The organism is Arthrobacter sp. 179 (assembly GCF_052379645.1).
Lineage (GTDB): Bacteria > Actinomycetota > Actinomycetes > Actinomycetales > Micrococcaceae > Arthrobacter_H.
On record NZ_JBQSYU010000009.1, the window covers coordinates 84,106 to 104,726 of the forward strand.

17 protein-coding genes are annotated in these 20,621 nt (G+C 67.4%); all 17 read left to right on the forward strand.

The genetic code is table 11. The annotated features are described in order from the left end of the window. Window positions 1-12: 12 nt before the first annotated feature. The 17 genes from ACT3UE_RS07795 (at window position 13) to hisD (ending at window position 20,517) form a co-directional block, all read left to right on the forward strand. The gene (locus ACT3UE_RS07795; RefSeq protein WP_444554401.1) at window positions 13-1,491 is read left to right on the forward strand and encodes a UDP-N-acetylmuramoyl-tripeptide--D-alanyl-D-alanine ligase; all 1,479 of its coding nucleotides are present in this window, start codon (window positions 13-15) and stop codon (window positions 1,489-1,491) included. Continuing rightward, the gene (gene mraY / locus ACT3UE_RS07800) at window positions 1,488-2,594 is read left to right on the forward strand and encodes a phospho-N-acetylmuramoyl-pentapeptide-transferase (RefSeq protein WP_444554402.1); all 1,107 of its coding nucleotides are present in this window, start codon (window positions 1,488-1,490) and stop codon (window positions 2,592-2,594) included. Before ACT3UE_RS07795 ends, mraY begins: the two co-directional genes overlap by 4 nt. Continuing rightward, window positions 2,576-4,117 (forward strand): UDP-N-acetylmuramoyl-L-alanine--D-glutamate ligase, encoded by a 1,542-nt coding sequence (murD, locus tag ACT3UE_RS07805; RefSeq protein ID WP_444561494.1) that lies wholly within the window; start codon window positions 2,576-2,578, stop codon window positions 4,115-4,117. The genes mraY and murD overlap by 19 nt, the downstream gene beginning before the upstream one ends. 9 nt (window positions 4,118-4,126) lie before the next feature. After that, complete coding sequence (gene ftsW, locus ACT3UE_RS07810) at window positions 4,127-5,659, forward strand: putative lipid II flippase FtsW (protein ID WP_444566503.1); 1,533 nt, start codon at window positions 4,127-4,129, stop codon at window positions 5,657-5,659. Next, window positions 5,656-6,804: an undecaprenyldiphospho-muramoylpentapeptide beta-N-acetylglucosaminyltransferase gene (gene murG / locus ACT3UE_RS07815; protein ID WP_444554405.1), complete on the forward strand. Its 1,149-nt coding sequence runs from the start codon at window positions 5,656-5,658 to the stop codon at window positions 6,802-6,804. The genes ftsW and murG overlap by 4 nt, the downstream gene beginning before the upstream one ends. Before the next feature lie 4 nt (window positions 6,805-6,808). Beyond that, a complete protein-coding gene (murC, locus tag ACT3UE_RS07820) occupies window positions 6,809-8,206 on the forward strand; it encodes a UDP-N-acetylmuramate--L-alanine ligase (protein ID WP_444561495.1) in 1,398 nt (465 codons plus the stop codon). Continuing rightward, entirely contained in the window at window positions 8,203-8,946 is a 744-nt protein-coding gene (locus ACT3UE_RS07825) for an FtsQ-type POTRA domain-containing protein (RefSeq protein ID WP_444554407.1), read from the forward strand. The genes murC and ACT3UE_RS07825 overlap by 4 nt, the downstream gene beginning before the upstream one ends. 197 nt (window positions 8,947-9,143) lie before the next feature. Further along, window positions 9,144-10,370: a cell division protein FtsZ gene (gene ftsZ, locus ACT3UE_RS07830; protein WP_444561497.1), complete on the forward strand. Its 1,227-nt coding sequence runs from the start codon at window positions 9,144-9,146 to the stop codon at window positions 10,368-10,370. A gap of 82 nt (window positions 10,371-10,452) precedes the next feature. Continuing rightward, window positions 10,453-11,226, forward strand: a complete 774-nt coding sequence (locus ACT3UE_RS07835; protein ID WP_444554409.1) for a polyphenol oxidase family protein — start codon at window positions 10,453-10,455, stop codon at window positions 11,224-11,226. Beyond that, a complete protein-coding gene (locus tag ACT3UE_RS07840) occupies window positions 11,223-12,005 on the forward strand; it encodes a YggS family pyridoxal phosphate-dependent enzyme (protein WP_444554410.1) in 783 nt (260 codons plus the stop codon). Before ACT3UE_RS07835 ends, ACT3UE_RS07840 begins: the two co-directional genes overlap by 4 nt. Window positions 12,006-12,072: 67 nt before the next feature. Beyond that, window positions 12,073-12,591: a cell division protein SepF gene (locus ACT3UE_RS07845; protein ID WP_444554411.1), complete on the forward strand. Its 519-nt coding sequence runs from the start codon at window positions 12,073-12,075 to the stop codon at window positions 12,589-12,591. Between the two features lie 15 nt (window positions 12,592-12,606). Continuing rightward, a complete protein-coding gene (locus ACT3UE_RS07850; protein ID WP_444554412.1) occupies window positions 12,607-12,897 on the forward strand; it encodes a YggT family protein in 291 nt (96 codons plus the stop codon). Window positions 12,898-13,069: 172 nt separating this feature from the next. Continuing rightward, entirely contained in the window at window positions 13,070-13,801 is a 732-nt protein-coding gene (locus tag ACT3UE_RS07855; protein WP_444554413.1) for a DivIVA domain-containing protein, read from the forward strand. A 96-nt stretch (window positions 13,802-13,897) separates the two neighbouring features. After that, window positions 13,898-14,482 (forward strand): signal peptidase II, encoded by a 585-nt coding sequence (lspA, locus tag ACT3UE_RS07860; protein ID WP_444554414.1) that lies wholly within the window; start codon window positions 13,898-13,900, stop codon window positions 14,480-14,482. Then, the gene (locus ACT3UE_RS07865) at window positions 14,479-15,414 is read left to right on the forward strand and encodes an RluA family pseudouridine synthase (RefSeq protein ID WP_444554415.1); all 936 of its coding nucleotides are present in this window, start codon (window positions 14,479-14,481) and stop codon (window positions 15,412-15,414) included. Before lspA ends, ACT3UE_RS07865 begins: the two co-directional genes overlap by 4 nt. Before the next feature lie 113 nt (window positions 15,415-15,527). Continuing rightward, window positions 15,528-19,091, forward strand: a complete 3,564-nt coding sequence (gene dnaE, locus ACT3UE_RS07870) for a DNA polymerase III subunit alpha (RefSeq protein WP_444554416.1) — start codon at window positions 15,528-15,530, stop codon at window positions 19,089-19,091. A 58-nt stretch (window positions 19,092-19,149) separates the two neighbouring features. Next, window positions 19,150-20,517, forward strand: coding sequence for a histidinol dehydrogenase (gene hisD, locus ACT3UE_RS07875; protein WP_444554417.1), 1,368 nt, complete (start codon window positions 19,150-19,152; stop codon window positions 20,515-20,517). Window positions 20,518-20,621 lie beyond the last annotated feature (104 nt).

Consider the following 20,621-nt stretch of genomic DNA (forward strand, 5'->3'; position numbering starts at 1 on the left):
AGTCAAAGAGCCATGATTGAACTGAACACAGCCGACATTGCGTCCATTACCGGTGGGCGCATCACGGCCACCGCCGATCCCGGAACCACCGTCAGCGGTGTCGCCACCGACTCACGGGAGTGCGCCACCGGGACCCTTTTCGTCGCCAAACCCGGCGAGGTATCGGACGGCCACCACTTCATCGACCGGGCCTTCGCCGCAGGCGCCATCCTGGCCCTGGCCGAGCACGAGACACTGGATACGGCAGGGGCCGTGCACCCGGCGGTCATCGTCGACGATGCGGTCATCGCCATGGGCGCGCTGGCGGCCCATCTCGTGGAGCGGCTGCGGGCCGGCGGGACCCGGGTCATCGGCATCACCGGTTCCGCCGGGAAGACCACCACCAAGGACCTGCTCGCATCGATCCTGCAGACCTCGGGGCCCACGGTGGCTCCCATCGGTTCCTACAACGGCGAAGTCGGCGTCCCTCTGACCGTCTTCAATGCCACGGCCGAGACCCGGTACCTGGTCATCGAAATGGGTGCCACCGGCATCGGCCACATCACCTACCTGACCGACATGGTCCACCCGGACACCGGCGTCGTGCTGTGTGTGGGCACCGCCCACGCCGGCGAATTCGGCGGAGTGGAGAACATCGCCCGGGCCAAGGGCGAATTGGTCGAGGCACTGCCTGGCAACGGCACCGCCATCCTGAACCTCGACGACCCGCGGGTCGCCGCCATGGCGACACGCACCGACGCCGAGATCCTCGGATTCGCCATGGACGACGGCGGGAACCGGGCCCCGGTCATGGCCACCGACATCGTGGTCGCCGAGGGCGGCTACCCCGAATTCACGCTCGACCTGCCCGACGGTGGAAGCCACCGGATCCGTAGCGGACTCATCGGACGGCACCACGTCTCAAACCTGCTGGCCGCCGCGGCCGCCGCGTACAGCGTGGGCATCGACGGCTCCACGATCGCCGCGACCCTGCAGGACCGGGGGCCGGCGAGCCGGTGGCGCATGGAACGCACCGACCGTGCCGACGGCGTGAGCATCGTCAACGACGCCTACAACGCGAATCCCGAATCGATGCGTGCCGCACTGCGGACGCTGGCCGAACTCGGTCTGCCCTCGGAGGCGGGAGTCGCCCGCCGCACCTGGGCAGTCCTGGGCGAGATGCTCGAACTCGGCCCCGAATCAATCCACGAACACGACCTGGTCGGCCGCCTCGCGGTCCGGCTCAACATCAAGAAGCTGGTGGTGGTCGGCCAAGGAGCCAAGGCCGCCTTCAACTCGGCAGTGCTCGAAGGCAGTTGGGGAGACGAGGCGTACTACGTCGAGACCCCGGACGACGCCGAGGCATTGTTGGCTGACCAGCTGGAACCCGGAGACATCGTCTTGTTCAAGTCCTCCAACTCCGCAGGTCTACGCCACCTGGGCGACAGGGTGGCTTCCACTACCTGCTCGAACGGTGCCACCAGCGCGCTCGAAACGGAGGATCCCCGGTGATCTCCCTCATCATGGGCGCAGCCATCGCCCTGGTCCTGTCCTTTGCCGGAACCCCGGTCTTCATCAAGGTCCTGACCAAGCGCAGCTATGGCCAGTTCGTCCGGGACGACGGTCCGACCTCGCACCACACCAAGCGCGGGACGCCGACCATGGGCGGTGCCGTCATCGTCGCGGCCGTCTTCGTCGCCTATTTCGGTACGCACGGGATCCTGGGCCTGCTCGCCGACCATGCCCCCGGCCCCTCGGCCAGTGGGTTGGTGTTGCTGTTCCTGATGGCCGGCATGGGCTTCGTCGGGTTCCTCGACGACTACATCAAGATCTCCAAGCAGCGCAGCCTCGGGCTCCGGGCCTGGCAGAAACTGCTGTTGCAGGCGATCGTGGGGATCGCCTTCGCGATCCTCGCACTGAAGTTCCCCAACGGCAAGGGTCTGACCCCGGCCTCCACCCATTTGTCCTTCACGCGCGACACCGCCCTGGATCTGGCGTTCTTCGGCCCGCTGATCGGGGCCATCCTCTTCATCATCTGGGCGAATGTGATCGTCACCGCGGCCACCAACGGCGTGAACCTCACCGACGGCCTGGACGGGCTGGCGACCGGGGCGTCGATCATGGTCTTCAGTGCGTACACCCTGATGGGCATCTGGCAGTTCAACCAGGCCTGTGGATCCTCCCGCTCGATCGGGTCGGTGTGTTACGAAGTCCGCGACCCGATGGATCTGGCCCTGCTCGCGGCGATCCTCTCCGGGGCCCTGATCGGGTTCCTGTGGTGGAACACCTCCCCGGCACAGATCTTCATGGGGGACACCGGCTCACTGGCCATCGGTGGTGCCGTGGCGGCCTTCGCGCTGCTCTCACGCACCGAGGTCCTGCTGATCATCCTCGCCGGACTGTTCGTGATCATCTCCTTGTCGGTGATCATCCAGGTCGGCTTCTTCAAACTCTCCGGCGGCAGACGAATCTTCCTGATGGCTCCGCTGCAGCATCACTTCGAACTCAAGGGGTGGGCCGAAGTCACCGTCGTCGTGCGCTTCTGGATCATCTGCGGACTGTGCGTCGCCGTTGCCTTGGGTCTCTTCTACGGCGAATGGGTTTTGGGACTGTGAACGTGCGTTTGGACGATCTGACCAGCTGGGACGCCGACTGGAGCGGCCTGCGGGTCGTGGTGGCCGGGCTGGGCGTCACCGGCTTCTCCGCCGCCGATACCCTGATCGAGCTCGGGGCCGCCGTCGTCGTCGTCGATACCGGCGCCGGGGAGGAAAGCGCCCAGCGGGCCGACACCTTGAAGATCGTCGGTGCCCGGGACGTCCTGCTGGGCCCGGAACACACCCAGGGACTGCCCACCATCGACGGCCGGGTCGCCGATCTGGTCATCGCCTCACCGGGCTGGCCACCGCATCACCCGCTGCTGAGGGCTGCCGCCGAAGCCTCGGTGCCGATCTGGGGCGACGTCGAACTCGCCTGGCGGGTGAACCACCGTGAAGGGCGCAAGACCGCCGAATGGCTGGTCATCACCGGGACGAACGGGAAAACCACCACCGTGGGGATGACCGAGGCCATGCTGCAGGCGGGCGGGCTGCGGGCCGTCGCCGCCGGCAACGTCGGCACGCCCATCCTCGATGCGGTCCGCGACCCCGAGGGGTATGACGTGATCGCCGTCGAGCTCTCCAGTTTCCAACTGCACTACACCCACACCCTCTCGCCGCTGGCCTCGGTGGTGTTGAACATCGCCCAGGACCATGTGGACTGGCATGGCTCCTTCGAGCAGTACCAGGCGGATAAAGCCAGGATCTACGAACGCACCCGGGTGGCCGCGGTGTACAACGTGGAGGCACCGATCACCGAGAAAATGGTCGAAGACGCCGATGTCGTCGAGGGATGCCGGGCCATCGGCTTCACCACCTCGGTCCCCGCGCGCAGCATGCTGGGGGTCGTCGACGATCTGTTGGTGGACCGCGCCTACATCGCCGAGCGCGGTGATTCGGCCGCCGAACTGGCCTCGTTGGAGGACTTCGGGGGAGTGGCACCGCGGCATATGGTCGCCAATGCGCTGGCTGCCGCGGCGCTGGTCCGCGCCTACGGGGTCGAACCGGAAGCCGTCCGCCGGGGACTGCACGCCTATGAAGGCGGGGACCACCGCATCCAGGCCGTCGCCCGTCGGGACGACATCCTGTGGATCAACGATTCCAAGGCCACCAACCCGCATGCCGCCGCCGCATCGCTGGGCTCCTTCGGCTCGGTCGTCTGGATCGCCGGAGGGCTGTCCAAGGGAGTGGACTACTCCGAACTGGTGACGCGCTTCGCCGACAAACTCCGAGCCGTGGTGCTCATCGGAACCGACACCTCCGCGCTGCAGGAGGCATTGCGGCGACACGCGCCCACGGTGCAGGTGATCGAGGCGCCGGTAGGCGAAACTGGTACACAGACAGCAGATGGTTCGGATCGGCAGGAACGCGAAACGTCGGTCATGGAAGCGGCTGTTCAAGCCGCGGCGCGGATCGCCGAGGCCGGGGACACGGTGCTCATGGCGCCGGCGGCGGCATCCATGGACCAGTTCACGTCCTACGCCCACCGCGGCAACGCCTTCATCGAAGCGGTCGGCCGGCTCATGGAGGACGAAGAAAACTAAGGAGTATGCGTGGAACCCCCCACATCACGCCCCACCGGTGGATCGGGCCGCAAGCCCCGGATCCGCAGGACGGGCCTCCACGGGGGCAACGCAGGCTCAGCGGGACATCCGCCGGCGTCCGGTCCATCCGGCACCGCCGATACCGGGGCGCAGGAGTCGGCCCCGGCCACCAACGCCCACCCCGGCAGCCCGAAGAAGGCCTCCTCCCCGCGGAAGAAGGGCCTCCAGGCCCCCGACCGGTCGCGGGCCCTCATCACCCGGACCCCCGGACGCGAGAACACGGCGGCCACGCGGGGCAGGACCCGGGAGAAATCCACCCAAACGCCGGTCGCCCGCTTCTGGAACTGGGTTGAAGGCGACCCGCATAAGGACGGACGGACCGGGTACTACCTGATCCTGGGCAGCACGTTGGCCCTGACCGTGATCGGCCTGATGATGGTCCTGTCCTCCTCCTCCGTGGAAGCGATCAGCAGCAACCCCGATGCCTCCTCCTACGACCAGGTCATCAAACAGGGCGTCTGGGCCGTCGTGGGGGTCGCGATGATGCTCATCATCTCGCGGTTCTCGCTGCCGACGTTCAAGAAGCTGGCGTGGCCGGCCCTGTTCATCAGCGCCTTCCTGCTCCTGCTGGTCCTGACACCGCTGGGGCTGGAGATCTACGGGAACAAGAACTGGATCAAGATCGGTTCGCTCACCTTCCAACCCTCCGAAGCGGCGAAGCTGGCCCTGGCGGTCTGGGCGGCCTCCGTACTGAGCAAGAAGTCCAAGCTCATCGACCAGACGTCCCACGCCTTGATCCCGGTCCTCTTCCCCGGGGGCGTCCTGCTCCTGGGACTGGTGATGGTCGGCCGGGACCTGGGCACCGCACTGGTCATCGGTCTGGTCCTGGTGGCCACGTTGTTCCTGGGCGGGGTCCGGCTGAAGCTGTTCGCCGCGGCCGGGGTGCTCGGGGCCATCGCGGCCGTGGTCATGGTGATGGTCTCCGGCAACCGCATGACCCGCATCTATGCCTGGCTGGGGCTGAACTGCGATACCCAGCCCGGCGCCTGCTACCAATCCACCCAGGGCATCTATGCGCTGGCCTCAGGCGGCTGGTGGGGTGTGGGCCTGGGCCAATCACGGCAGAAGTGGAACTACATCCCCGAGGCCTCCAACGACTTCATCTTCACCATCCTCGGTGAGGAGCTCGGACTGTTGGGCACCCTGGTCGTCGTCGTGCTCTTCGCGATCCTCGCCATTGCGATGTACCGGGTCGCGGCCCGCCACCAGGACGGGTTCGTGCGCATCGCCACCGGCGGCATCATGGCCTGGCTGATCGGCCAGGCATTCCTGAACATCGGCATGGTCACCGGGTTGCTCCCGGTGATCGGCGTCCCGCTGCCCTTCATCTCCTCGGGTGGTTCGGCCCTGCTGCTCTCGCTCATGGCCGTCGGCGTCGTGTTGTGCTTCGCCCGTTCCCGCCCCGACGCCAGCTCTGAACTGCCCACCGAAGCCACGACCCCGGGCGGGACCCCACGCAAAGCCAGGAAGGCCAACCCATGAACCATGTCCCCTCGGTGGTGATGGCCGGCGGAGGAACCGCCGGCCATGTCTCACCCCTGCTCGCCATTGCCGATGCCCTGCGGGAGGCCGAACCCCGGCCCGCGATCCGCCTGGTCGGAACCCCCTCGGGGATGGAAACCCGGCTGGTGCCGGCGGCCGGCTACGAGTTGGAGACCATCGCCCGGGTGCCGATGCCACGCCGTCCCTCGCTGGACCTGCTGAAGCTGCCGTTCCGTTTCGTGGCGGCAGTGCGGGGGGCCCAGAACATCCTGCGCCGGGCCGAGGCCGACGTGGTCGTCGGGGTCGGCGGCTACGTCTGCACTCCGGTTTATCTGGCGGCCCGTCGGCTGCACATCCCGGTGGTCGTGCATGAGGCCAACGCCAAGGCAGGCCTGGCCAACCGGGTCGGCGCGCGCTTCGCCGCCGCCGTGGGCACCGCGTTCGAGGGCACCGGCCTGCCCGGAGCCGAACTGGTCGGCATGCCCATGAGCCGCCGGATCGCCGGATTGGACCGCGCCGCGGCCCGGGTCGAAGCCCGCAGCGCCCTGGGCCTGGACCCACAGCTGCCGACCCTGGTGGTCACCGGCGGATCCTCCGGCGCCCTGTCGGTGAACCAGGCCCTCATCGGTGGTCTCCGCCGCCTGGCCGGGGACGCCGGCGCCGAACACCCGGGATTCCAGGTCCTGCACGTCACCGGCAGCGGCAAGGCCATGGTGGACGAGGACGGGGAGCCGCTGTCGCTGCCCGGCTACCACCAGGTCGAATACGTGGACGGGATGGAACAGGCCTACGCCGCCGCGGACCTGATCATTGCCCGGGCCGGAGCCGGCACGGTCTGCGAGCTGGCCGCCGTCGGACTGCCCTCGATCCTGGTCCCGCTGCCGATCGGCAACGGCGAACAGGCACAAAATGCCAGCGACCTGAAGGCCACGGGGGGCGCCATCGTGAAACCCGATGACGAGTTCACCGCCGACTACGTCGCCCGGGTCGTCCCCGGGTTGCTGGCCGACCCCGGACGCCTGGACACCATGTCCGCGGCGGCCCGGGCGCTGGGGCGCCGCGACGCCGCCGAACAGATGGCCCGCCGGGTGCTCGACGCGGCCGCCGGGCAGCGGGGCGTCCGCGCCCCGAAGAGAGGACACTAGAGGCATGCAACAACGTCATACGCTGGCCGAGCTCGGCCGGGTCCATCTCATGGGGATCGGCGGGGTCGGGGTCTCCGCCGTCGCCCGGCTGATGCTGGCCCAGGGGGTCGCCGTCACCGGCAGCGACGCCAAGGACCTTCCGGTCCTGGACGAACTCCGCGCCCTGGGGGCGGTGATCCACGTCGGATACTCCGCCGCGGAGCTGCCGGAGGCCGATACCGTCGTCGCCTCCTCGGTCATCAAGGCGGGGAATCCCGAATATGATGCCGCCATCGACCGCGGGATGCGCATCCTGCACCGCTCCGAGGGGCTGGCGGCCACGATGGATTCCCACCATGTCGTCGCCGTCTGCGGCACCCACGGCAAGACGACGGCCACCTCGCTCATCGCCGTGATGCTGCGCCAGGCAGGAGCCTCACCGTCCTTCGCCATCGGCGCCAACATCGCGGGGTTGGGGGTCAACGCCGAACATGGCTCGGGGCGGATCTTCGTGGCCGAAGCCGACGAATCCGACGCTTCGTTCCTGAACTACCGTCCCGATACCATCGTGGTGACCAATATCGAGGCCGACCACCTGGACCACTACGGCACCGAAGCCGCGGTGCATGAGAGCTTCCACCAGTTCGCCTCTTTGTTGCCCGACGGCGGATTGCTGATCGCCTGCGCCGACGACCCCGGGGCCCTGGCCCTGGCACGGCGCCTCCGCGCGGAACGTCCTCTGGTGCGGGTGCAGACCTACGGTTTCTCCGACTCCGCGGACCGTCGGCTGAGCAACTCCCGGCCCGAGGAGGGACGCTTCGCCTGCGATCTGGACTGGGGCAGTGGCGGATCCGGGCGGCTCTCGCTCTCCGCCCCCGGGGACCACAACCTGCTCAATGCGGCGGCGGCCTTCGCCGTCGGACTGGACTGCGGGCTGGATCCGGGGACGGCTCTCGACGGCCTGGCGGCCTTCACCGGGGCGGCCCGGCGTTTCGAGCTCCGGGGCCGGGCCCACGGGGTCACCGTCTACGACGACTACGCCCACCACCCGACGGAGGTCCTGGCGGCGCTGCGGGCCGGCCGTGCCGTGGCGGGGGAGCATGGCAAGGTCCATGTCGTCTTCCAACCGCATCTGTTCAGCCGGACCCGCGAATTCTGGGCGGAGTTCGCCGATGCCCTCTCCCTGGCTGATACGGCCCTGGTGCTGGAGATCTACGCAGCCCGTGAACAACCGTTGCCCGGGGTCCATTCATCCCTCGTGGCCGATGCGTTGAACACCGCCGGCGGGTTGGTCGATCGCGGGGACGTGGCGGCCCGGATCTCCGAGGTGGCCCGCAGCGGCGATATCGTGATGACCATCGGCGCCGGGGATGTCACCGAACTCGGACCGGTGATCGTTTCGAGGTTGGAATCGGGCGCATGAGCGGGGGATCCTCCGGCGGCCCCAACGTCGTCACCCTGCCCGAATCGCCCGGCCGGCGTCTGCGTCGACGCATCCTGTGGATCGGCGGGGCCGTCGTCGCGGTGATCGTGGTCCTGATGCTGGTGCTGCTCTATTCGCCCCTGCTGGCCGTGCAGACGATCACGGTGGAGGGCAATAAGCTGGTCCCGACGAAGACGATCACCACGGCGCTGGAACCATTGGAAGGAACTCCATTGCCACGGATCGGTCCGGGGCGGGTCAAGGACCTGCTCGCGGATCAGGAAGCCATCCATGACGTCGTTGTCCAGGCCCATGCCCCCGGGACCCTCGAGGTGCGGATCGTCGAGTTCGCCCCGGTGGCCATCGTGGAGAACGATTCGAAGTCCTACGACCTGGTCGGAGAGGACGGCAGGACGTTGTCCAGCGTCAAGAAACGCAAGGGCGTCAAGCTTCCGCTGATCGACGGGAAGGCCTCGGAGCAGGATCCGGAGGTCTTTTCCTCCTTGACCGGCGTTTTGGCGGCCTTGCCTTCCTCGACGTTGAAAAAGCTTGACCATGCCAGCGCGCAGACCGTCGATTCGGTTGAACTCTCCCTCACGACCGGGCAGAAGGTCCTGTGGGGGAGCGACGAACGCAGCGGTGACAAGGCACGGGTCCTCACGGCCTTCCTGAAGGACAAGAAGCAGGCGGGCGTCAAGACCTTCGACGTCAGCACCCCCGACCACCCGGTCACCCGGTAGGGGTCGGGGCATGCGGCAGGAACCACCCCACGGTAATGGTGCGACACGCCTAGGCGGTCGTTGCATGCCGGGGATGCAAAACATAGCGTCTTAGTAGCAGGTACTTGACATAACTATAACCCTCAACTTGAGGGTTAACGTTGGTCCGGTTGAAGCTTCCTAAGACTCAGCAGCACATCGAACAAGGGAAACAGGACGTGGCAGCTCCACAGAACTACCTCGCCGTCATCAAGGTCGTCGGAATCGGCGGTGGCGGCGTCAACGCCGTGAACCGCATGATCGAGGTCGGCCTTCGCGGCGTCGAATTCATTGCGATCAACACCGACGCGCAGGCGCTCCTCATGAGTGACGCCGACGTGAAGCTCGACGTGGGGCGCGAACTGACCCGTGGCCTCGGCGCGGGCGCCAACCCGGAGGTCGGCCGCCAGGCAGCGGAAGACCATGCCGAGGAAATCGAAGAGGTCATGCGCGGCGCCGACATGGTCTTCGTGACCGCCGGCGAAGGCGGTGGTACCGGCACCGGCGGGGCCCCCGTCGTCGCCCGCATCGCCCGTTCGTTGGGGGCGCTGACCATCGGCGTCGTCACCCGTCCGTTCACCTTCGAGGGCCGTCGCCGTGCAACGTCCGCCGAGGCCGGCATCGACGCCCTTCGCGACGAGGTCGATACCTTGATCGTGATCCCGAACGACCGGCTGCTCTCCATCAGCGATCGGAACGTCTCGGTACTCGATGCCTTCCGTTCCGCCGACCAGGTGCTGCTGTCCGGCGTCCAGGGCATCACCGACCTGATCACGACCCCCGGGTTGATCAACCTCGACTTCGCCGACGTGAAGTCGGTCATGCAGGGGGCGGGTTCCGCCCTCATGGGCATCGGCTCGGCCCGGGGCGAGGACCGTGCGGTCCAGGCCGCCGAGCTGGCCATCGCCTCACCGCTGCTCGAGGCGTCCATCGACGGGGCCCACGGCGTGCTGCTCTCCATCCAGGGCGGTTCGGATCTGGGCCTGTTCGAGATCAACGAAGCGGCCCGCCTGGTCCAGGAGGTCGCCCACCCGGAAGCCAACATCATCTTCGGTGCCGTCATCGACGACGCCCTGGGTGACGAGGCCCGCGTGACCGTCATTGCGGCGGGGTTCGACCAGGTTGATGTCACCAGCGCACCGGCGCAGCCGCGACAGCAGCAGAGCGGACCGGCAGTGCCGCAGCAGGCGCCGCCCACGACGGTCCCGGGCACCATCCCGCTGGCCCCGTCCGAGGGAGCCGCCTCGGCGCAATCGACGCCCGGCTCCTCCGGCCAGTCCGCGGCCTCCGCCCCCGAAGCGGCCCCCGCTGCCTCCCAGGGGTACGACGAGCTGCCCCACGTCGTGGAGCAGGACCTCTCGTCCTCCTCGCATGACGATCTGGATGTCCCCGACTTCCTGAAGTAATCCCCGACAGTGGCCCTGATGGGGTCGACGGCGCGTGGCCCGGTACCATTCCGGGTGGCGCGCCGTTGTCTGATTTGGAGTGGTGGTCTTGCTTCGCTTTGAGTTCCCCGGCCCTTCGCCGGCGCAGGTGGCCTTCACCTCGACCGCCGAGGGCAACCTGGCCTTGCACGTGGGCGACCACGCCCCGGAGGTCCTTCAACGACGTCGGAGGCTGGAGGACCGGCTGGGCCTGGAACCCGGGAGCCTGCGGTTCATGAACCAGACGCATTCGGTCACGGTCCATACCGTGGAACCCCGTCCGGCGGCCCCGAACCAGCAGGTCGACCCGGCCCGGGACGCCGGGGTGGGGGAGAGGTCCGCCGAGGCCGACGCCCTGCTGTCCCCGGACGGCTCGATCCCCCTGGCGGTCATGGTCGCCGATTGCGTACCGGTCGTCTTCGTGGCCGCCCGGGACGATGGCGGACTGGTCACCGCGGTGGCCCACGCCGGGCGCAACGGCCTGCTCGGGGGCATCCTGACCAACACGGTCGAGGCTATCCGCGAGGCCGGGGGCGCCCGGATCCATGCGTGGATCGGTCCTGCGGTATGCGGGGCCTGCTACGAGGTTCCTGCCGACATGGCGTCGGACGCCGCGGCCGTGATGCCCGGAATCGAAGCCAGGACCTCCTGGGGTACTCCTTCACTGGACCTGCCGGGTGCGGCGGCCACCCTGTTGGCAGGTCTGGACGTGGACGTCACCTCCACCGGGGTGTGTACGGTCGAGGACCAGGATTACTACTCCTACCGGCGTGATGCACGCACCGGCCGTCTGGCCGGAATCGTCTGGCCGGCCCAGCTGTCGGAGAGGAACACATGAACACCACCCCCGCCCCGGCCCCGGATGAGGCCCGGCGTCGCGAGGGCCTGGAGCAACGACTCACGGCCGTCCGCGAACGCATCACCACCGCGACCCGTGCCGCCGGACGGGACCAGGAGCCCGAACTGGTGGTCGTGACCAAGTTCTTTCCCGCCTCCGACGTCCGGCTGCTCCACGAGCTCGGGGTGCGCGAGGTCGGTGAGAACCGCGACCAAGAAGCCTCCGCCAAGGCAGTTCAGGTCCAGACGCTGGACCTGAACTGGCATTTCATCGGCCAACTCCAAAGCAACAAGGCCAAATCGGTGGTCCGTTACGCAGCGGCCCTGCATTCGTTGGACCGGGCCTCCCTGGCCCGGGCGTTGGGCAAGGCCATGCACCGCGAAACCGAGCGCCGGGCCGAGGAGGGGCTGGCTCCCCGAGCGGACCTGGCCACTGTGATCCAAGTCGACCTGCGTGCCGCGGACCAGCGCACGGGGGACGACGGCGGGATCGGACGCGGCGGCGCGGAACCCGAAGAGGTCCAGCAGCTGGCCGAGCTCGTCGCCGAAACCGAAGGTCTGGCCCTGGCCGGGGTGATGGCCGTGGCCCCGTTGGGTCAGGACCCGACTCCGGCCTTCGAACGGCTGGCCGGAATCTCCGCCTCCTTGCGGGCCGACCACCCCACCGCGGACTGGATCTCGGCGGGGATGAGCCACGACCTGGAACAGGCCGTGGCCGCCGGGGCGACACACCTCCGTGTCGGCTCCGATGTGCTCGGCCAGCGCCCGCCGGTGCTGTAGCGTCGTTTGCAGCGGAGACTCAAGCGGGAGAAGACCCCTCGCCGCGTACGATCATAAGGAGAAGACCATGGCTGGCGCCTTGCGCAAGACGATGATCTACCTGGGACTCGCCGACGGTGACGAGCACTACGAGGACGAGCAGTCCGAGATGCCCGAACAGCAGCAGCTGCAGCAGCGTCCGGAACCGTCCCGTGTCGAGCCCGAGCGGGCCCCCATGGCAGTCGCCGCTGAACCGGAAACGGAATACCGGGCTCCGGTCACCCCCATCAAGCGCGCGCCTTCATCCAGGGACGAGGATTCTTCATTGCGGCAAATCACGACGGTTCACCCCCGTTCATATAACGACGCCAAGGTCATCGGCGAGAGCTTCCGGGACGGCATCCCGGTCATCATGAACGTCACGGACATGGGTGAAGGCGACGCCAAGCGTCTGGTCGACTTCTCCGCCGGCCTGGTCTTCGGGCTGCATGGCAGCATCGAACGCGTCACCAACAAGGTGTTTCTTCTCTCACCGGCCAGCGTCGAGATCCTGGGTGAGGACAAGAAATCCTCCGAGGACACGGCAACCTTCTTCAACCAGAGCTAGCGGCCGCTTCGTACCGTGGGAATTCTTTTCGGACTGGTCTATGCCGCCTTGACGGTCGTCCAGGTCATGCTCATGCTGAGGATCGTCTACGACATCGTCCAGATGTTCGCCCGGGGCTGGCGTCCCCGCGGCATGGCGCTGATCCTGGCCAGTTTCGTCTACCGCATCACCGATCCGCCCATGCGGTGGCTCCGGTCCAAGATCAAGCCCTTGGATGTGGGCGGGATGCGCCTGGATCTGGCTTTCCTGATCCTTTATTTCGCCATCATCATTGCCAAGGTCGTCGTTCTGCAGATCGGGCGATAGGCTCTTGTCTCCCGACCGAGGTCAAAGGTTAGTCTTCGGTGCGGGAAACGTTATAGTCTTGAAACAGGAAGTATGCCGCGGCAGCCGCTGCAGCTTGCTTACATAACCGGTGTAATCGCCCTCGGGCCGCAATCAGGCGGCCGGGGAGAGAACTAAGTATCGAGGTGACCAGATGGCGCTCACGCCAGAAGATGTAGTCAACAAGCGTTTCCAGCCAACGAAGTTCCGGGAGGGCTACGATCAGGACGAAGTTGACGACTTCCTGGACGAGATCGTCGTGGAACTGCGTCGACTGACCCAGGAGAACGAGCAGCTGCGCCAGCGCGTCAGCGAGCTCGGTGGCTCCACGGACGTCGAAACCGGCAGCGTTCCGGCCCCCGTCGCCGCGGCCCCCGCCAGCGAGACCGCCGCCGCTCCGGCCGCGGAATCCGCTCCGGTGACCGGCAACGTCGACGAAGCAGCCGAAGAAGCCTCCCCCGAGGTCGAGGACGCCCCTGCCACCGAGCAGACGCCGACCACGCCGGAAGCTCCTGCTGCCGCCGCGGCCCCCACCGCCGATACCGCTGCCGCAGGATCCGGTTCCGCCGAGTCCGCCGCCGGTGTGCTGGCCATGGCCCAGCGCCTGCACGACGAATACGTCGGCGCCGGGGTCGAGCAGCGCGATAAGATCATCGCCGAAGCCCAGCTGCAGGCCACGAAACTGGTATCCGACGCCGAGGACAAGAGCACCAAGACGCTCAACTCGCTGGAGGACCAGAAATCCGTGCTGGAGCGCAAGCTCGACCAGCTGCGTGGCTTCGAGCGCGACTACCGGGCCCGCCTGAAGTCCTACATCGAAGGTCAGCTGCAGGATCTCGAGTCGCAGGGCCCCATCGCGACCCCGGATTCCCAGGACAACGCCTAGCCAATCGTTGCGGGGAGGACGCTTCGGCGTCCCACCCACGACCATGTCTGTCGGCGGCCGGATCACCCGGCCGCCGACATCACGTTAAGGACCCCGATGGATCAGGACCCCGCAGCACGCACCGAGCATGAGGCCCCGGCGCCCCCGCCGAAGGGTGCCAGCGGCCGGTTGATCGCGCTCTCGCTGGGCATCGCCGTCCTCGGGGCCGGCCTGGACCAGCTGACGAAGGCCCTGGTGCAGGCCAGGATGGAACTGGGCGAAACGATCGACGTGATCGGATCGGCCCTGCAATGGCATTACATCCTGAACTCCGGGGCCGCCTTCTCCATCGGTACCTCGGTGACCTGGATCTTCACCATCATCATGGCCGTCGTCGTGGTCTACGTCCTGACGCTGCTGCGCAAGGTGAGCTCGGGATGGTGGGCCGTGGCCCTGGGAGGCTTGCTGGCCGGTGCCAGCGGCAACCTCATCGACCGGCTGTTCCGTGAGCCCTCGTTCGGCATGGGCCACGTCGTGGACTTCATCGCCGTCCCGCACTTTGCGATCTTCAACGTGGCCGACTCCTTCGTGGTGTGTTCCATGATCGGCATCTGCCTGCTGCTCTTCCGGGGCATCGGACTGGACGGCCTGCCGGTGCCCGAGAAGACCACCCGGAAGAGCGGGAAAGCCGACGAATCGTGAGCCCGACCATCTTCGCCGTCGGGCCCGAGGAAGCAGGCCAGCGCGTCGACGCCCTGCTGGCCGCCCGACTGGAGACCACCCGCAGCGTGGCTGCGCGCTGGTGCGCCGGGGGCCATGTGCTGCTCAACGGCAGCCAGGTCGCCAAATCCCGCAAGGTGGCCGACGGCGACGTCGTCAGCGTCGATCCGCCCCCGGAAACAGACCCGTTGGAAGTGAGGGCCGAATACGTGGAAGCCATGAAGATCCTGGCCGAGGACGACGACTACGTGGTCATCGACAAACCCGTCGGGGTGGCCGCCCATCCTTCCCCCGGGTGGGTGGGGCCCACGGTCGTCGGCGCGTTACTCGCCGCCGGCTACCGCATCTCCACCTCCGGGGCCCCCGAACGCCAGGGCATCGTGCACCGGCTGGACGTGGGGACTTCCGGGGCGATGGTCGTGGCCAAGACCGAGCGGGCCTACACGGCACTCAAACGTGCCTTCAAGGAACGCACCCCCTCCAAGACGTACCACGCCCTCGTCCAGGGGCTGCCCGACCCGTTGTCCGGGACCATCGATGCACCCATCGGCCGGCATCCGGGACATGACTGGAGGTTCGCGGTCCTCGAAGGCGGACGCGATTCGGTCACCCACTACGAGGTCCTGGAGGCCTTCGGTCGGGCCAGCCTGGTGAAGGTGCAGCTGGAGACCGGACGCACGCACCAGATCCGGGTGCACTTCTCGGCCCTGCGCCATCCCTGCGCGGGAGACCAGACCTACGGGGCCGACCCGCGGTTGGCGGCCGACCTCGGACTGACCCGGCAGTGGCTGCACGCCTACCAGCTGGGGTTCCCGCATCCGGTCACGGGGGAGTGGGTCGAGGTCGAGAGCAGCTACCCGCAGGACCTCTCCCACGCCCTGGAGATCCTCCGCGACGGGGACCTGGGCTACTGAGCCCCCGCCGCGTCGACCTCCACGGACCCGGGGCCGCCCGGCCCCCGACCGGGACACGCCTGCCGCCGCGCGGGGAAGTTCGGAAGGGTCGCCTCCGGGCCTAGAATGGATCGGTGGCCAGCTCAAACCGGGACGGATTCGTCCACCTTCATACGCATACCGAATACTCGATGCTCGACGGCGCCGCGCGCCTGACCGACCTCTTCGAGGAGACCAAGCGCCTGGGCATGCCGGCCCTGGCCACGACCGACCACGGCTATCTGTTCGGGGCCTTCGACTTCTGGAACAAGGCGACCAGTGCGGGGGTCAAACCCATCATCGGGGTCGAGGCCTACGTCACCCCCGGAACCTCCCGCAAGGACAAGACCCGGGTGCGCTGGGGCGAGGCCCATCAGAAGCGGGACGACGTCTCCGGCGGTGGCGCCTACACCCATATGACGTTGCTCAGCCGCAACAACGAAGGCATGCGCAACCTCTTCAGGGCCTCGTCGATCGGATCGTTGGACTCGGTGTTCGGCAAGTGGCCGCGGCTGGACCGCGAACTGCTCGAGCAGTACAGCTCAGGGCTCATCGCCACCACCGGCTGCCCCTCGAGCGAGATCCAGACCCGCCTGCGGTTGGGCCAGTACGAGGAGGCCAAGCAGGCCGCCGGTGAATACCAGGACCTCTTCGGCAAGGAGAACTACTACTGCGAGCTGATGGACCACGGGCTGGACATCGAGCGCCGGGTCACCAAGGATCTGCTGCGGCTGGCCAAGGAACTGAAGCTGCCGCTGGTGGCGACCAACGACCTGCATTACACGCACGAACGCGATGCCAAGGCCCATGAGGCCCTGTTGGCCCTGCAGTCGGGCTCCACGCTGCTGGAACCGACCTATGACCAGGGGGGATCACGCTTCGCGTTCTCGGGAACCAGTTTCTACCTGAAGTCGCCGCAGGAGATGCGCGCGCTCTTCGCCGAGTTCCCCGAGGCCTGCGACAACACCCTGGAGATCGCCGAACGGTGTGAGGTCTCCTTCAACACCGACGCGAACTACATGCCCAAGTTCCCCTGCCCGCCGGGGGAGGACGAAACCAGCTGGCTGGTCAAGGAAGTCGAATCCGGCATGCGGTACCGCTACCCCCAAGGCGTCCCCGAGGCCTCGCGCCGGCAGGCCGACTACGAGCTGGACATCATCACCAAGATGGGCTTCCCCGGCTACTTCCTCGTCGTGGCGGATTTCATCAACTGGTCCAAGGACAACGGCATCCGGGTCGGCCCCGGACGTGGTTCCGGCGCCGGCTCCATGGTGGCGTACGCCATGCGCATCACCGACCTGGACCCGCTGCAGCACGGGTTGATCTTCGAACGCTTCCTCAACCCGGAGCGTGTGTCCATGCCCGACTTCGACGTCGACTTCGATGATCGTCGCCGCGGCGAGGTCATCAACTACGTGACCGAGAAGTACGGCGACGAGCGCGTGTCGATGATCGTGACCTACGGCTCGATCAAGACCAAGCAGGCCCTGAAGGACTCGGCCCGGGTCATGGGCCACCCCTTCAGCATGGGCGAGACGCTGACCAAGGCCCTGCCGCCGGCCGTCATGGCCAAGGACATCCCGCTGGCCGACATCGAGGACAAATCCGCCCAGCGCTACTCCGAAGCAGCGGATTTCCGCCAGATGCTGGCCGCCGATCCGGAGGCCGCCAAGGTCTTCGAAACGGCGAAGGGCATCGAAGGGCTGAAGCGCCAGTGGGGCGTCCACGCGGCGGGGGTGATCATGTCCTCGGACCCGATCATCGACGTCGTGCCGATCATGCGCCGTTTCCAGGACGGGCAGGTCATCACGCAGTTCGACTACCCCACCTGTGAAACTCTCGGGCTGATCAAGATGGACTTTTTGGGGTTGCGGAACCTGACGATCATTTCCGACGCGATCGAGAACATCAAGATCAACCGCGGGATTGACCTGGACCTCGAACAACTCGAGGTGGACGACCGGGCCGCCTACGAACTGCTGGCCCGCGGGGACACCCTGGGGGTCTTCCAGCTCGACGGCGGACCCATGAGGTCGCTGCTGCGTCTGATGCGCCCCGACAACTTCGAAGACATTTCCGCCGTCATCGCGCTCTATCGTCCGGGCCCGATGGGCGCGAACTCGCACAACAACTATGCGCTGCGCAAGAACGGCCTGCAGGAGATCACCCCGATCCACCCCGAACTCGAGGAACCGTTGCAGGAGATCCTCGACAAGACCTACGGCCTGATCGTGTACCAGGAGCAGGTCATGGCCATCGCGCAGAAGGTCGCCGGGTTCTCGCTGGGCCAGGCGGACATCCTGCGCCGGGCCATGGGCAAGAAGAAGAAGGCCGAACTGGATAAGCAGTACGCCGGCTTCCACCAGGGCATGCTGGACAGCGGGTTCTCCGAGGCCGCCATCAAGGCCCTGTGGGAGATCCTGCTGCCCTTCTCCGACTACGCGTTCAACAAGGCCCATTCGGCGGCCTACGGCCTGGTCTCCTACTGGACCGCCTACCTCAAGGCCCATTATCCGGCCGAATACATGGCGGCCCTGTTGACCAGCGTCGGCGACGACAAGGACAAATCGGCGCTCTACCTCAACGAATGCCGCCATATGGGCATCACCGTGTTGCCCCCCGACGTGAATGAATCACAGCTGAACTTCACCCCGGTGGATACCGACATCCGTTTCGGCATGGGAGCCATCCGCAACGTCGGCTCCAACGTGGTCAACGCGCTGGTGGAGGCACGCCAGGAGAAGGGCGCCTTCGAGACGTTCACCGACTTCCTGCAGAAGGTTCCCGCGGTGGTGTGCAATAAGCGCACCATCGAATCGCTGGTGAAGGCGGGCGCCTATGATTCGATGGGCCACCCACGGCGGGCCCTGGCCATGATCCATGAGGAGGCCGTCGACTCGGTCATCGTGCTCAAACGCAACGAGGCCGCCAACCAGTTCGACCTCTTCAGCGCCCTGGACGATCCGTCCGCCGGCTCCGGGCTGGCCATCGACGTCCCGGATCTGCCCGAATGGGAGAAGAAGGACAAGCTTTCCTTCGAACGCGACATGCTCGGGCTCTACGTGTCGGACCACCCCCTGCAGGGCCTGGGCAACCTGTTGGAACAGCATGCCGACCTCTCCATCACCCAGGTGCTCTCCGAGGACGGGCCGCGCGACGGGCAGATCGTCACGATTTCCGGGATGATCACCTCGCTGCAACGGCGCATTGCCAAGAACAGCGGGAACCCGTACGCCCGGTCGGAAATCGAGGACCTCGGCGGCTCCATGGAGGTCATGTTCTTCGGTCAGGCCTACGGGCCGATCGCCAGCGTGCTGGCCGAGGACCTGATCGTCGTGGTCCGCGGTCGACTGCAACGGCGCGACGACGGGGCGGTGTCCTTGAACGCCCAAGAACTGACCATCCCCGAGATCAGCGAGGACGGGCTGGCCGGGCCGGTGGTCATTTCGATGCCCAGCCACAAGGCCAACGAGGCGGTGGTCACACAGCTCGGTGAGGTCCTGCGCACCCACCAGGGCAACACCGAGGTGCGGGTGAAGCTAGCCGGCACCCGCAGCGTGGAACTGATGCGCCTGGGCATCGACTTCCGGGTCAACCCCAACCCCGCACTGTTCGGGGACCTCAAGGTGTTGTTGGGCCCCACCTGCCTGGACATCTAGCGTCGCCGGTCCGCCGTAGCACTCGGCGGGCCGGGGCCCGAGGCCGTAAACTGGTGCGGTGACGAATTCAACCCAGACCCCCGGATCCCTCCCCGTCCTGCGGACCATCGACCTGCGGGGGACCGCGCTGGACCATGCGGGCCTGAAGGCCGCCCTGCCCCGGCCGGAGAACGACTTCGACTCGGCCTCCGACGCCGTCGCGCAGATCATCGCCGAGGTCCGGACCGGAGGCTACGCGACGTTGGCGGAACTGGCCCGACGCTTCGACCACGTGGAGCAAAGCAGCACCGTGGTCCCCGCCGAGGCCCGTCGCCGTGCCTTGGACGAACTCGATCCTGCCGTCAGGGACGCGCTGGAGGAGTCCATCCGCCGGGCCCGCCTGTTTGCCGCCGCCCAGCGCCCGGCCCCCGCCACGGTGGACTTCGGCCAGGGAGCCACCGTGACCCAGCGCTGGGAACCGGTACGCCGGGTGGGGCTGTACGTCCCCGGCGGGCTGGCCGTCTACCCGAGTTCGGTGGTCATGAATGTCGTCCCGGCACAGGCCGCCGGGGTGGGGTCCATCGCCCTGGCCTCGCCTCCGCAACAGGAATTCGGCGGGCTGCCCCACCCCACGATCCTCGCGGCCGCGGAACTGCTGGGCATCACCGAGATCCATGCCATCGGAGGCGCGCAGGCCATTGCCGCCTTCGCCTACGGGGTCGACGCCGATACCGCGTCCACGCCGACGGAGGGCATCGAGCCCGTCGATGTCATCACCGGGCCGGGAAACGTCTTCGTGGCCACCGCAAAACGTCTGGTCAAGGGGGTCGTGGGAATCGACGCGGAGGCCGGTCCCACCGAAATCGCGATCCTGGCCGACGCCGGCGCCACCGCCCGGTACGTGGCCGCCGACCTGATCAGCCAGGCCGAACATGATCCCAACGCGGCGGCGGTGCTGGTCACCGATTCCACCGAGCTCGTCGTGGCCGTCCGGCAGGAGCTGGACGGGCAGATCGCCGCAACGAAGCACGTCGAACGGGTGCGGACCGCACTGGCGGGTCGCCAATCGGCCGTCATCCTGGTCGACGACCTCGCCGCGGGGCTGCGCGTCTGCAACACCTATGCCGCCGAACACCTGGAGATCCTCACCGCCGATGCCGCCGCGGTGGCCGCACGGGTGACAGCGGCCGGAGCCGTCTTCGTCGGGGAACACAGCCCGGTGAGCCTGGGGGACTACAGCGCCGGCTCCAACCATGTCCTGCCCACCAGCGGAACCGCTGCCTTTGCCTCGGGGCTGAACGTGCTGACGTTCCTGAAGGCCATCCAGGTCATCGACTACCCCTCTGCGGCGCTGCGTGAGGTCGGTAATCATGTCGTGGCGTTGGCCCGGGCCGAGGACCTCCCGGCGCACGGCGACGCGGTCAGCCAGCGCATCGGGGGTGACTAGGGACGACGGCAGCACCGGCCCCGGGTCCCGGGGCGGGGCCTACACAGGGCGTCCTGGTGGCCTTCGACACGTCGAGGGGCTCCGAACATGACATGATGGTGCTG

Bases quoted from the DNA above. Each gene is read 5' to 3' on its own strand.
- ACT3UE_RS07840 (WP_444554410.1), top strand. From the start codon at position 11,223: ATGAACACCACCCCCGCCCCGGCCCCGGATGAGGCCCGGCGTCGCGAG.
- ACT3UE_RS07845 (WP_444554411.1), top strand. From the start codon at position 12,073: ATGGCTGGCGCCTTGCGCAAGACGATGATCTACCTGGGACTCGCCGAC.
- ACT3UE_RS07795 (WP_444554401.1), top strand. From the start codon at position 13: ATGATTGAACTGAACACAGCCGACATTGCGTCCATTACCGGTGGGCGC.
- ACT3UE_RS07825 (WP_444554407.1), top strand. From the start codon at position 8,203: ATGAGCGGGGGATCCTCCGGCGGCCCCAACGTCGTCACCCTGCCCGAA.
- murG (WP_444554405.1), top strand. From the start codon at position 5,656: ATGAACCATGTCCCCTCGGTGGTGATGGCCGGCGGAGGAACCGCCGGC.
- lspA (WP_444554414.1), top strand. From the start codon at position 13,898: ATGGATCAGGACCCCGCAGCACGCACCGAGCATGAGGCCCCGGCGCCC.
- murC (WP_444561495.1), top strand. From the start codon at position 6,809: ATGCAACAACGTCATACGCTGGCCGAGCTCGGCCGGGTCCATCTCATG.
- murD (WP_444561494.1), top strand. From the start codon at position 2,576: ATGGGTTTTGGGACTGTGAACGTGCGTTTGGACGATCTGACCAGCTGG.
- ACT3UE_RS07855 (WP_444554413.1), top strand. From the start codon at position 13,070: ATGGCGCTCACGCCAGAAGATGTAGTCAACAAGCGTTTCCAGCCAACG.